Consider the following 12,325-nt stretch of genomic DNA (forward strand, 5'->3'; position numbering starts at 1 on the left):
CGAATATGGAGGAAATAGCGTTTATTCTGCGTCGGTACGGTTTTTCTTGAGCAGGCTCAGGATCACGGCACCCAGCACGCTGCCCACGGCCAGTGCCACACAGTACAGCACTGCGTGGTCAACCACAGGGAACACGAAGATGCCGCCGTGCGGTGCACGCAGAGCGCAGCCGAAGGTCATGGAGAGCGCACCGGCCACCGCTGCACCGGCCACGCAGCTGGGCAGGACGCGCAGGGGATCTGCTGCTGCATAAGGGATCGCGCCCTCGGTAACGAAGCACAGGCCCATGACGTAGTTCACGATGCCGTTGCGGCGCTCGTCGGCCGTCCACTTCTTGGGGCAGAAGGTGGTGGACAGGGCGATGGCGATGGGAGGGACCATGCCGCCCACCATGACAGCGGCCATCACCTCATAGTTGCCGGAGGCAAGGGCTGCCGTGCCAAAGACGTAAGCTGCCTTGTTGAAGGGGCCGCCCATATCAATGCTCATCATACCGGCCACGATGGCACCCAGCAGCACCTTGGAGGTGCCGCCCATGGCGTTCAGGCAATCGGTCATGGCCGTGTTGATCATGCCCATGACCGGGTTGATGCCGCACATCACCGCGCCGAGGATGAGCATACCGCCCAGCGGATAGATGAGCATGGGGCGGATGCCGTTCAGGCTGGCAGGCAGCTTTTCGGTGATCTTTTTCAGCAGCTCAACGATGTAGCCTGCAGCAAAACCGGCCAGCAGCGCCGCAAGGAAGCCGCCGGAAACACCGGTGGTCTCACCCGCTGCAATGCCTGCAAAGTTGGTGCCGTTCATGGCCAGCACACCGCCCGCAAAGCCGACTGCCAGACCCGGACGGTCTGCAATGGACATGGCGATGAAGGCCGACAGAATGGGCAGCATGTAACCGAAGGCTGCGTTGCCCACCGTCTTAAAGAAGGCAGCGGCCGGGGTGTTCATGCCAAAGTTGGAGGGATCGATGGTGTAATCGTCCAGCAGGAACGCCAGTGCGATCATGATGCCGCCGCCCACCACGAAGGGCAGCATGTGGGAGACACCGTTCATCAGGTTCTTGTACAGGGTGCGGCCAAAGCTGTCCTTGCCGGAAGCATCCTCGGCGGCCTGTGCGCCTCCCTCGGCGTGGTAAACAGGCACCTCGCCGTGCACGATCTTCTTGATGAGCTCCTCCGGCTTGTGGATGCCATCGTCCACCCGGGTGAACAGCACCGGCTTGCCGTCGAAGCGGGCGGTCTCCACCTTCTTTTCTGCCGCCACGATGATGCCATCGCAGTTTGCGATCTCTTCTCTGGTGAGGATGTTCTTGGCACCGTCCGAGCCATTGGTCTCCACCTTGGTGGGCAGGCCCAGCTTGTCACCGGCCTTGGTCAGGGCTTCGGCGGCCATATAGGTGTGGGCAATGCCGTTGACGCAGGCCGTGACAGCCAGAATGCGGTAGCCGTTCTGGGGGATCTCCTGCTGGGTGAAGCTCTCCGCACCGAACTGAGCCTCCTCCTGTGCATCGATGCAGTCAAGGAACTCTGCCGGGGTCTTTGCGGCCTTCAGCTTTTCTACAAAGTCCTCGTTCATCAGCATCTGCATCATACGGGCCAGCATGTCCACATGCAGGCTTCCGTTTTCCGGCGCTGCAATGGCAAACAGCAGGTCGGTGGTGCCGTCGTCCTCGGCATTGTACTGCACCGGGCTGCTCAACCGCAGCGCCGCCAGACTGGGCCGGGTGACTACATTGGTCTTGGCGTGGGGCACCGTGATGCCGTTGTCCACATAGGTGGAGCCCTCCGCCTCACGGGCATAAAGGGCCTTTTTGTAGGCTTCCTTGTCCGTGATGTTGCCATGGGTGGCCTGCAGCTCCACCAGACGGCTGATGATCTGCTCCTGATCGGTCAGAGCCTCATCCAGTGCGATGGACTGCGCGGTGAATAATTCCGTAATACGCATGATTTTTCTCCCTTCCTGTATAACTGCAACCCTCTCCGTCACAGAGGGTCAGATTTCCTTCATCAGTTCGTCGATTTTTTCTTTGGTAGCAAGACCCAGACTGAACGCCGTGGCGCTGCCGCAGGCGGTGCCCAGACGCAGTGCAAAGGAATAGCTCCGGGTCTGCATCCAGCCAGCCACAAAGCCGGCCACCATGCTGTCACCTGCGCCCACGCTGTTTACAACCTTGCCCTTGGGGCAGCCGATGCGGTGTACCTGTCCCTGCTCGTCCACCAGCAGAGCACCGTCCCCCGCCATGCTCACCAGCACGTTGCGGGCGCCCTTTTCCTGCAGGGTGCGGGCCGCAGCAATGATCTCTTCCTCTGTTTTCAGCACCTTGCCCACGATCTCGCCCAGCTCGTGATTGTTGGGTTTGATGAGGAAGGGGTGATACTGCAGAACATTCACCAGCAGGTCGCGGGTGGCATCCACCACCGCGCGCACGCCCCTGCCCTGCAGCCGGGCCAGCAGCCGCTCGTAGGTATCCTGCGGCAGACTCTTGGGAATGCTGCCCGCCAGAATGAGGATATCATCCTCGTTCAGGCTGTCCAGTTTCTTTTCCAGCTCCTGCATGGCGCTCTCCGGGATGTCGGGGCCCGCCCCGTTCAGCTCGGTCTCCTGCCCGGCTTTGATCTTTACATTGATGCGGGTCATGCCCTGCTCCAGATGCACAAAGTCGGTCTTCATGCCCTGTGCCGCAAGGCCCCGCTCCAGCCATGCACCGGTCTCGCCCGCCACAAAGCCCAGTGCCACGTTCCCGCAGCCCAGCTGTGCCAGCACGCCGGACACGTTGATGCCCTTGCCGCCCAGCACGCAGTCCTCACCGGCTGCGCGGTTCACCTCGCCTACTTCCAGCGGTGCTTCCAAGCGCACCACATAATCGATGGCCGGATTGAATGTAACTGTGTAGATCATACTTCCGTCTCCTTTACCAGTGTGAACTGTTTGTATTTCGGATTGGGGCAGCGGTTGGTGAGGATGGCACCGCCCTGCAGGTCGGCGATGACCGCCGGGTAGATGCGGGCAAACTTGGCGTCATCCACAAGGAACCATGTTTCCTGTGCCCGGTGCGCCGCTGCCGCCTTGACGGCGGCTTCTTCCGGGTCCGGGGTGGTAAAGCCTGCTTCCAGCGCCACACCGTTGGCGCCCATGAAGGCCTTGGTGAAATTGTATTGCTGGATAATGCTCACGGTAGGCGCACCCACAATGGCCTCGGTCTGGGGCCGCAGCAGTCCTCCGGGCAGATACACCCGACAGCCCTTCTGGGCCAGCGCCCGGGCGTGGGCCACGCCGTTGGTCAGATAGCTGGCCTTGAGGGCATCCCCGGTCAGGGCCCGCACCAGCTCCAGCGTGGTGGAACCGGCATCGATGAACACAAAATCGTTCGCGTTGATGAGCTGCGCCGCAGCCTGTGCGATGCTGCGCTTCTGCTCCACCGCCAGCGTTTCCTTTGCTTCCATGGTGGGTTCGTCTGCCAGAAAGCGGCTGTCCGGCAGCGTGGCACCGCCATGCACCTTGTTCAGCTTGCCCTGCCGATCCAGCTCGGTCAGGTCGCGGCGGATGGTGGATTCGCTGGTGTTCAGCGCCTCACACAGCTCCTGCACCGTGACGGTGCGTTTGCGGTCCAGCTGTTCCATGATCAGGCTGAAGCGTTCTTCTGCCAGCATCTGCATCCTCTCCTTGGGCTTTATTTTTGTTTGACGGTTTGTGACCGTTTATGCATTGTTTTGGTTGATCGTATCTTTATTATAGCAAATATAGTGCCAAAATCAATCATTTTCAGTCGCTTTCGTTCATTTTCGTTCACAAAAAATTGTCTTGAAATTTGTGCAGGGAGCACAAAAGCTGGGATACAAGCATTCTGTGCAAACAAAAAAGCCGCCGTGCGTACCAATCGCACAGCGGCCGGAGAGAAGGTCTGGTTCAGGAAAGGCTTACTCGGCAGCCCAGTAGAAATCATCGCCGGGCATTGCGCCGCCCACCGCCTTGGGGTCGGCGTCAAACAGCACCTGCAGATAAGCGGATGCGTTGGTCTTGAGCTCGTCGCCGGTCAGGCATACGATGTTGCACTCGGGCAGAGCCTTCTTGGCGATCGCAGCCTTGGCCACAACGCCCTGCTCCTCGCACAAAGCAGCGGTGCCGTCCAGATCGGTATTGGCAGCTTCCACGCTCTTGGCGTAGTCGGTCAGGAATGCAGCCACCACGTCCGGGTGTTCCTCGGCATACTCCTTGCGCACCACGGTCACGCCCGTGATGAGCTGGGTATCGGCCACCTTGTTCCACTCCTCGGTCAGGTCCAGTGCCACACGCAGGGTGTCGTCCTGCAGGCCTGCTGCAGTCACATAGGGCTGGGGCAGGACGGCAATGGCATCCTCGGTATTGGCCATCTGGGCCGTGACCTCGGTGGCCTCGCTGTAGTATTCAATGGTCACGTCCTTGTCCGGGTCAATGCCATTCTGAGCCAGCAGGTAGCGCAGCACATACTCGGGCGTGGTGCCCTTGCCGGTGGACAGGATGGTACGGCCTGCAAGGTCTGCCATGGACTGGACCGTATCGCCGCCCTTTTCCACTACGTACAGCACGCCCAGCGTGTTGACGGCAACAGCCTGAATGCCGCCCTCCGTCTTCTGATACAGAGTCGCAGCCAGATTTGCCGGGATGGCAGCCATGTCCAGCTCGCCCTTCATCAGCAGGGGCACGATCTCATCGGCAGCACCGTAGAGCTGCAGATCGTAGTCCATGGAAGCGGTACCGTCCTCTTCCATGCTCAGCAGGTTCACCAGACCCATGGTGGTGGGGCCCTTCAGGCCGGCGATGCGCAGAGCATCGGTGGTGGACAGCTCCTTGGCTTCCTCGCTGGAAGCAGCTTCGGAGACGGCTTCGCCAGAGGCAGCGCTGGAAGCAGTGGAGCTGGATGCTGCGCCGCCGCAGGCGGCAAGGCTCAGGGCAAGGGCCAGAGTCAGCAGCACAGATGTCAGTTTTTTCATGCGGGGTTCCCTCTTTTCCTCATCAGACAGCGCGATCCCTGTGCCGCAAAACTTTGCACAGAATCATCGGACTGTCTTTTTATATTTTTTACAAAGCAAATTTGCAAAATCATTTGCTTTGCGGGTCTAAGTTTACTATAATAGAATCAAAAATACCGTTGCGTGTGCAACGGAATTGCAGGAGGGCTGTGGAGACCCCAGGTCTTTCCCACAAATTTGCGATGAAAAACTATCTTTCGCTGTTATGCTCCACCTCATTATTCAATGGTCTGACCGCCGAAGAGCTGCAGACCCTGCTGAGCCAGCTGGGCGCCGTGGTGCGCAGCTACGGCAAGGGCGAGGCCCTTGTGCTGGCGGGCGAACCCAGCCGTCGGGTAGGCATTGTGCTGAACGGCGAGCTGGAAGCCTACCGTCCCGGGCCGCAGGGCGCCCGCATCCCCATCACCCACATGGAGCCGGGCGGGGTGTTCGGCGATGTGCTGGGCGGTTCCAGCCGGACCAGTCCGGTCACGGTGGTGGCATCGGTACCCTGTGAGGTGCTGCTCATCCCTTACGAGCAGCTTCTGCTGTCGGACGGCAGCCCGGCGCATCAGCTGGCGCTGCGCAATCTGGTGCGCACCATCAGCGATAAATATTTTTCCCTCTCCCGCCGGGTAGACCTGCTGGTGCTCAAGAGCCTGCGGGCCAAGGTGTGCGCCTATCTTCTGAGCGAGAGCGAACGGGCCGGAAGCCTGACCTTCAGCATCCCGTTCTCCCGCATCCAGCTGGCAGATTACCTGAACTGTGACCGCAGCGCCCTCAGCCGTGAGCTGAGCCAGATGCAGCGGGACGGCCTGCTGGACACCTACAAGAGCAGCTTCAAACTGCTGAAACCCGAGGTGTTGAAGCAGATGGTGCAGTGACCATTTGAATAGCCGCCGCGTGCGCTTTGGCTGTATTCAGCGGAAATTTTATTTTTATATTTGAGTTTTAGAAAAATCTGCGGATTTTTCTAAAACTCTTTTTCACTGGAAGGCCGTAACCGTCAGCGGCATTATCTTGTTATTTTTAAGGAGTATTTTTAAATATGTCAAAACCGATTTTATGGATCGTGATCCCCTGCTACAACGAAGAGCAGGTGCTGCCCATCACAGCACCCATGTTTCTGGAAAAGATCCATTCTCTGGCCGCACAGGGCCTTGTGAGCGAGAAGAGCCGGGTGCTGTTCGTGAACGACGGCTCCAAAGACAAGACATGGGAGCTGATCCAGAGTTTTGCCGCGCAGGACGAGCACTATATCGGCATCGCCCAGAGCCGCAACCGCGGCCACCAGAACGCCGTGCTGGCCGGTCTGATGGAGGCGCTGCACAGCGGCACCTGCGATATTACTATTTCCATCGACTGCGATGGTCAGGACGACATCAACGCCATGGACGAGATGGTAAAAAAGTATCTGGACGGTGCCGAGGTGGTCTACGGTGTGCGCAGCCGCCGCGATACGGACACCTTCTTCAAGCGGTTCACCGCCGAGGGTTTTTACCATGTGATGAACGCTCTGGGTGCGGACATCGTGTTCAACCACGCAGACTACCGCCTCATCAGCACCCGTGTGCTGGAAAGCTTTGCCGACTACAGGGAAGTGAACATTTTCCTGCGCGGCATGGTGCCTCTGGTAGGCTTCCGGAGCGATGTTGTCACCTACGAGCGCCATGAGCGCCTTGCCGGTGAGAGCCACTACCCCCTGAGCAAGATGCTGGCACTGGCCTTTGACGGCATCACCAGCCTTTCCAACAAGCCTATCCGCATCATTACCGGGGCGGGCATTGCCGTGAGCCTGATCGGCTTTATCGGGGTCATCTGGGCCATCGTGTGCGCCGCCATGGGCAGCAGCGTGGCCGGCTGGGCCTCCATCGTGTGCATCGTCTGCTTCATGAGCGGCGTGCAGCTGGTGTGTCTGGGCGTTATCGGCGAATATATCGGTAAGATCTATATGGAGACCAAGGCCCGTCCGCGCTACATCATCAGCGAGCGCACCTGGGCCCCCTACGAAAGGAAGTATCACGGATGAGCAAACAGAGCTGGCGCGGCAGCACCCTGCTGAACCCGGAACCGCCGGTACTGGTGTCCTGCGGCGGGCTGGAAAAGCCCAATCTCATCACCATCGGCTGGACGGGCACCATCTGCACCCAGCCCAGCATGGTATCCATCAGCGTTCGGCCGGAACGCTACAGCCACCACCTCATTCAGGAAAGCGGACAGTTTGCCATCAATCTGCCCACCGAAGCGCTGGTGCGTTCGGTGGACTGGTGCGGCGTGAAAAGCGGCCGTGACGTGGACAAGTTTGCCGCCTGCGGCCTGCACGCCGCCCCCGGCACTGTACTGACCGACTGCCCCATTCTGGAAGAAAGCCCGGTGAATCTTGAGTGCAGAGTGACCCAGGTGATCCCACTGGGCAGCCACGATCTGTTCCTTGCCGAAGTGGTGGCCTGTGATGTGGACGAAAGCCTGCTGGACGAAAGCGGCAAGCTGTGTCTCGAAAAGGCAAAACTCATCGTCTACAGCCACGGTGAATATCTGGCACTGGGCAAAAAGCTGGGCACCTTTGGCTACAGCGTGCGCAAGAAAAAGCCGGTAAGGCGTAAAAAATAATTTACATTTCATCGCTTGACTTTTGCTCAAAACTGCATATACTAAAGATAGGCAATGAGATGAAGGCCTGTTCCGTGGTTACCACGAAAAAACCAAAAGCCCCCCGGTACTGATACTACCGGGGGGCTTCTTGAGTTAGTGCTTACTGCCCTTGAAGAACAGGCTGTCAAGCCACTTGCACAGATAGTAGGCAACTACCTCTGCTCCGACAGTCTGTATAAATGAGATGAAGGCTTCCATTGGTTACCACCTCCTTTCCGCGGTTAGGGGAATGGAGAAGGGCCGCAGGAACAGTATAGCACAAAAACCGGTATCGCGCAATTTTGACGCAATACCGGTTTTCTTTTGCATTTATTCGTGCTTTACGCGCTGGATCTCGCCCAGATCATAGGGGGTGTTCTGGTAGACATAGTAGTTCAGCCAGTTCTCATACAGCAGGTGGGCGTGGGCACGCCAGCGGAACAGCGGCGGTTTGGACGGGTCATCATCCGGGTAGTAATTCACCGGCACATGGATGGGCAGGCCCTTGTCCACATCGCGGCGGTACTCTGAATCCAGCGTGTACTTGTCGTACTCCGGGTGGCCGGTGACAAAGATCTGCCGTCCGTTCTCGGTGCTCATGAGGAAGGGCCCGGCCACATCGCTCTCGGCAAGGATGCGCAGAGCCTTGCAGTTGTCCACATCCTCGCGGCTGATGCCGGTGTGGCGGCTGTGGGGCGCATAGAACACCTCGTCAAAGCCGCGCACCAGCGGGTTCGACGGGCGGACGACCCGGTGCTCGAATACGCCGAACATCTTTTCCGGCAGCAGCTGCTTGTGCACGCCGTAGTGGTAGTACAGGCCCGCCTGCGCGCCCCAGCACACATGCAGGGTGGAGTAGACATTCGTCTCGCTGAAGTCCATGATCTCGCACAGTTCCTGCCAGTAATCCACCTGCTCAAAGTCCATGGTCTCCACCGGTGCACCGGTGATGATCATGCCATCGTAGCGGTTGTTCTTTACCTCGTCAAAGTTCTTATAGAACGATTCGAGGTGTGCCGCCGAAACGTGGGTCGCCGCATGGCTGGCCGTCTGCAGCAGGGTCATGTGCACCTGCAGCGGGGTATTTGCCAGCAGACGGGCGATCTGGGTCTCGGTGGTGATCTTGGTGGGCATCAGGTTCAGGATCAGGATCTCCAGCGGCCGGATATGCTGGGCGAGGGCGCGCTCGCGGTGCATGACAAAGACGTTCTCCTTGTACAGGGCATCGTAGGCAGGCAGAGTCTTGGGAATGATCAGCGGCATAGTGTCGTACTCCTAACGATTTAGAATAGCCTCCGCTGACGCTCTGGCTATCTTCAGCGGAATTTATTTTTGTACTTTGTACTCCAGAAAAGCCTGCGGGCTTTTCTGGAGTACCTTTTTATGGAGAGGGGCCCAAACCGGCAGATGCATAAAGCTCACCCTTTGGGGGGAGCTGCTGAACGAAGTGAAGCTGAGAGGGCGAACCCGTTTGCCTTTTAGATCTTATCCAGCGCCTGTGCGATATCCGCAATGAGATCCTCGCTGCTTTCCAGACCGCAGCTCATGCGCACCAGCTCTGCGGGCACACCGGCAGCCTTCAGCTGCTCATCGTTCATCTGGCGGTGGGTGCTGGATGCAGGGTTCAGGCAGCAGGTGCGGGCATCGGCCACATGGGTCTCGATGGCTGCCAGCTTCAGATTCTTCATAAAGATGCTTGCAGCCTCACGGCCGCCGGCCAGACCAAAGCTGACCACGCCGCAGCTGCCATTCGGCAGATACTTCTCCGCCAGTGCATGGTACGGGCTGGACTCCAGACCGCAGTAGTTCACGTAGGCCACCTTGGGATGGCTCTCAAGGAACTCTGCCACGGCCATGCCGTTGGCGCAGTGGCGCTGCATCCGGACATGCAGGCTTTCCAGACCGAGGTTCAGCATGTAGGCGTTCATGGGCGACTGCATGGAGCCAAAGTCCCGCATCAGCTGAGCGGTCGCCTTGGTAATGAACGCTCCCTCTTTGCCGAAGCGCTCGGCGTAGGTAATGCCGTGGTAGCTGTCGTCCGGGGTGCACAGGCCAGGGAACTTGTCGGCGTGGGCCATCCAGTCGAATTTGCCGCCGTCCACGATGGCACCGCCCAGCACTGCGCCGTGGCCGTCCATGTACTTGGTGGTGGAGTGGGTGACGATGTCCGCGCCCCACTCAAAGGGGCGGCAGTTGACCGGCGTGGGGAAGGTGTTGTCCACGATCAGCGGCACGCCGTGGGCGTGAGCAGCCTTGGCAAACTTCTCGATGTCCAGCACGGTCAGGGCCGGGTTTGCGATGGTCTCGCCGAACACTACCTTGGTATTGGGCCGGAATGCGGCGTTCAGCTCTTCCTCGGTGCACAGCGGGTCCACGAAGGTGGCTTCAATGCCCATCTTCTTCATGGTGACCGAGATCAGGTTGAAGGTACCGCCGTAAATGGTGCTGGATGCCACGATATGGTCGCCTGCTTCGCAGAGGTTGAACAGGGCAAAGAAGTTTGCAGCCTGACCGCTGCTGGTCAGCATTGCGGCCGTGCCGCCTTCCAGCTCACAGATCTTTTTGGCCACAAGGTCGCAGGTGGGGTTCTGCAGACGGGAATAGAAATAGCCGTCGGCTTCCAGATCGAACAGCTTGCCCATATCCTCGCTGGTGGCGTACTTAAAGGTGGTGGACTGGATAATGGGGATCTGGCGGGGTTCGCCATTGCCGGGGGTATAACCGCCCTGCACACAGATGGTATCACGATTCATACTACATACTCCTTTACTGGGTTTGTCTGTATAACACAATTCCCCGCAGGAGTGCAGCAGCCTCCGGCGGGGAATTGAAACGTTAAATTTTACTTCCCGTCGGGGGCGAAATGAGGAGAAAACTCCTTCCGTCAAAGCCTGTCGGCTTTGCCACCTCCCTCAAAGAGGGAGGCTTTGGCAATGCCGAAAAGTTTTTCTCTTCGCCAGAGGCTCCCTCTCCGAGGGAGCTGGCGCACGAAGTGCGACTGAAGGAGTTACTTCCGCAGCCTCTTATCGCTTCTGGTGGCCCATGCGGTGCCCACCGTCTGGAACACCTGGACCATCAGCACCAGCAGCACGACACAGACGATCATGATGTTGGTCTGATAGCGGTAATAGCCGTAGGACAAAGCGATCTTGCCCAGACCGCCGCCGCCGATGACACCGGACATGGCCGAGTAGCCCAGAATGGTGGTCAGGGCGGTGGTCATGCTGGAGATCAGGCCCGGCAGGCACTCCGGGATCATCACCTTGGTAATGATCTGGAAGGGGGTCGCGCCCATGCTCTGGGCGGCTTCCACCACGCCCTCGTCCAGCTCGCGCAGGCTGGTCTCCACTAGACGCGCCACGAACGGGAAGGCTGCCACCACCAGCGGAACGATGGTGGCCGTGGTGCCCACCGTGGTGCCCACAATGGCACGGGTGAGCGGGAACACGCAGATCATCAAGATCAGGAACGGCACACTGCGCAGGATGTTGATGATGATGTTCAGGGTATGCATCAGCCAGCCGGGCAGCGGCAGGACGCCGTCCTTATCACCCGCTACCAGCAGCACACCCAGCGGCAGGCCCAGCACCAGCGCAAACGCGGTGGAAAGGACCGTTACGTAAAAGGTCTCCCAGATGGCAAAGCCGTAATCTGCAATACTCATTCGCCGGTCACCTCCTCTACCGTAATGCCGGGCTGGGCGCGCATATAGGCCGCAGCCTGCTTTGCCTGCTCCACATCAGCGGGCAGCTTGAGCAGCATAGAGCCGTAGCACTGACCGCTCAGGTCGCGGGTATCGGCGCTGAGCACCGACACCAGAATGCCTTTTTCTGCAGCAAGGCTTGCCACCAGCGGCTTTGCCGTGGACGAACCGTTGAAGGTGACGCGCACCACATGGTCGTCCGGGGCAAAGCTGGAAAGGTCCCGCGCAGCGCTGCCGCCGTTGGGGGCCACCAGACGCCTTGCTGCGGGCGTTTTGGGGTTCGAGAAGATCTCCTGCACGGAGCCCTCCTCCACCACGACGCCGCCGTCCAGAATGGCAACGTGATCGCAGATCTCCTCCACAACGCTCATCTGATGGGTGATGACCACCACCGTGATGCCCAGCTTCTTGTTGATGTCCTTGATCAGGGTCAGGATGGCATGGGTGGTGTTGGGGTCCAGCGCACTGGTGGCCTCGTCGCACAGCAGGACCTTGGGATCCGTTGCCAGTGCGCGGGCAATGGCGATGCGCTGCTTCTGACCGCCGGACAGCTGTGCCGGGTAGGCGTTGGCCTTATCGGGCAGGCCCACCACCTCCAGCAGCTCTCTGGCACGCTTTTCGGCATCCGCCTTCTTCACACCGGCCAGCTCCATGGGGAAGCAGATGTTCTTCAGGCAGCTGCGCTGCATCAGCAGGTTGAACTGCTGGAAGATCATGGTGATCTCACGGCGGCGCTCACGCAGCTGGGCCGGGTTCAGGGTCTCCATCGCGGTGCCGTCAATGACAACGCTGCCCTCGGTGGGGCGCTCCAGCAGATTGATGCAGCGCACCAGCGTGGATTTGCCCGCACCGGACATGCCAATGATGCCGTAAATCGAACCATCCGGAATGGTGAGGTTGATGTCCTTCAGCGCATTCACTGCGCCGTCCTTCATCTGGAAGGTCTTGGAAAGATGTTTGATCTCGATCACAGAAATTGCTCCTTGTATGGAAGCCCTCT

General features: G+C 59.2%; 11 protein-coding genes. 3 read left to right on the plus strand and 8 right to left on the minus strand.

From position 1 onward, the window contains the following. Window positions 1–21: 21 nt before the first annotated feature. The 4 genes from ACNSPV_RS00115 to ACNSPV_RS00130 all read right to left on the minus strand — a co-directional run bounded on the left by ACNSPV_RS00115 (window position 22) and on the right by ACNSPV_RS00130 (window position 4,973). On the minus strand, window positions 22–1,947 hold the full coding sequence (locus tag ACNSPV_RS00115) for a fructose-specific PTS transporter subunit EIIC (RefSeq protein ID WP_348585029.1): 1,926 nt from the start codon (window positions 1,945–1,947) through the stop codon (window positions 22–24). 48 nt (window positions 1,948–1,995) lie between these two features. After that, the gene (gene pfkB, locus ACNSPV_RS00120; protein WP_348585028.1) at window positions 1,996–2,901 is read right to left on the minus strand and encodes a 1-phosphofructokinase; all 906 of its coding nucleotides are present in this window, start codon (window positions 2,899–2,901) and stop codon (window positions 1,996–1,998) included. Continuing rightward, on the minus strand, window positions 2,898–3,653 hold the full coding sequence (locus ACNSPV_RS00125; protein WP_339395736.1) for a DeoR/GlpR family DNA-binding transcription regulator: 756 nt from the start codon (window positions 3,651–3,653) through the stop codon (window positions 2,898–2,900). The genes pfkB and ACNSPV_RS00125 overlap by 4 nt, the downstream gene beginning before the upstream one ends. Window positions 3,654–3,920: 267 nt before the next feature. Further along, on the minus strand, window positions 3,921–4,973 hold the full coding sequence (locus ACNSPV_RS00130; RefSeq protein WP_348585027.1) for an ABC transporter substrate-binding protein: 1,053 nt from the start codon (window positions 4,971–4,973) through the stop codon (window positions 3,921–3,923). A 188-nt stretch (window positions 4,974–5,161) separates the two neighbouring features. On the opposite strand from ACNSPV_RS00130, the gene ACNSPV_RS00135 reads away from it, so the two are divergent. From ACNSPV_RS00135 to ACNSPV_RS00145, 3 genes are all read left to right on the plus strand, one after another. Continuing rightward, complete coding sequence (locus tag ACNSPV_RS00135; RefSeq protein ID WP_348585026.1) at window positions 5,162–5,875, plus strand: Crp/Fnr family transcriptional regulator; 714 nt, start codon at window positions 5,162–5,164, stop codon at window positions 5,873–5,875. 164 nt (window positions 5,876–6,039) lie between these two features. Then, window positions 6,040–7,020, plus strand: a complete 981-nt coding sequence (locus ACNSPV_RS00140) for a glycosyltransferase family 2 protein (RefSeq protein ID WP_348585025.1) — start codon at window positions 6,040–6,042, stop codon at window positions 7,018–7,020. Next, window positions 7,017–7,601, plus strand: a complete 585-nt coding sequence (locus ACNSPV_RS00145; protein WP_348585024.1) for a flavin reductase family protein — start codon at window positions 7,017–7,019, stop codon at window positions 7,599–7,601. The genes ACNSPV_RS00140 and ACNSPV_RS00145 overlap by 4 nt, the downstream gene beginning before the upstream one ends. Window positions 7,602–7,952: 351 nt before the next feature. Here ACNSPV_RS00145 and metA read toward each other — a convergent pair whose 3' ends face one another. The 4 genes from metA to ACNSPV_RS00165 form a co-directional block, all read right to left on the minus strand. Continuing rightward, window positions 7,953–8,885, minus strand: coding sequence for a homoserine O-acetyltransferase MetA (gene metA / locus ACNSPV_RS00150; protein ID WP_339395740.1), 933 nt, complete (start codon window positions 8,883–8,885; stop codon window positions 7,953–7,955). Between the two features lie 215 nt (window positions 8,886–9,100). After that, window positions 9,101–10,375, minus strand: coding sequence for an O-acetylhomoserine aminocarboxypropyltransferase/cysteine synthase family protein (locus ACNSPV_RS00155; protein ID WP_249237235.1), 1,275 nt, complete (start codon window positions 10,373–10,375; stop codon window positions 9,101–9,103). Between the two features lie 254 nt (window positions 10,376–10,629). Beyond that, window positions 10,630–11,286 carry a methionine ABC transporter permease gene (locus ACNSPV_RS00160; protein WP_249237236.1) on the minus strand — a complete coding sequence of 219 codons (657 nt, stop codon included), beginning with the start codon at window positions 11,284–11,286 and terminating at the stop codon, window positions 10,630–10,632. Continuing rightward, the gene (locus ACNSPV_RS00165) at window positions 11,283–12,296 is read right to left on the minus strand and encodes a methionine ABC transporter ATP-binding protein (protein WP_249237237.1); all 1,014 of its coding nucleotides are present in this window, start codon (window positions 12,294–12,296) and stop codon (window positions 11,283–11,285) included. Before ACNSPV_RS00165 ends, ACNSPV_RS00160 begins: the two co-directional genes overlap by 4 nt. Between the last annotated feature and the right edge of the window lie 29 nt (window positions 12,297–12,325).

The organism is Faecalibacterium sp. 3 (genome assembly GCF_048323735.1).
GTDB classification, from domain to species: domain Bacteria; phylum Bacillota; class Clostridia; order Oscillospirales; family Ruminococcaceae; genus Faecalibacterium; species Faecalibacterium wellingii.

Bases quoted from the DNA above. Each gene is read 5' to 3' on its own strand.
- ACNSPV_RS00115 (WP_348585029.1), bottom strand. From the start codon at position 1,947: ATGCGTATTACGGAATTATTCACCGCGCAGTCCATCGCACTGGATGAG.
- pfkB (WP_348585028.1), bottom strand. From the start codon at position 2,901: ATGATCTACACAGTTACATTCAATCCGGCCATCGATTATGTGGTGCGC.
- ACNSPV_RS00125 (WP_339395736.1), bottom strand. From the start codon at position 3,653: ATGCTGGCAGAAGAACGCTTCAGCCTGATCATGGAACAGCTGGACCGC.
- ACNSPV_RS00130 (WP_348585027.1), bottom strand. From the start codon at position 4,973: ATGAAAAAACTGACATCTGTGCTGCTGACTCTGGCCCTTGCCCTGAGC.
- ACNSPV_RS00140 (WP_348585025.1), top strand. From the start codon at position 6,040: ATGTCAAAACCGATTTTATGGATCGTGATCCCCTGCTACAACGAAGAG.
- ACNSPV_RS00145 (WP_348585024.1), top strand. From the start codon at position 7,017: ATGAGCAAACAGAGCTGGCGCGGCAGCACCCTGCTGAACCCGGAACCG.
- metA (WP_339395740.1), bottom strand. From the start codon at position 8,885: ATGCCGCTGATCATTCCCAAGACTCTGCCTGCCTACGATGCCCTGTAC.
- ACNSPV_RS00155 (WP_249237235.1), bottom strand. From the start codon at position 10,375: ATGAATCGTGATACCATCTGTGTGCAGGGCGGTTATACCCCCGGCAAT.
- ACNSPV_RS00160 (WP_249237236.1), bottom strand. From the start codon at position 11,286: ATGAGTATTGCAGATTACGGCTTTGCCATCTGGGAGACCTTTTACGTA.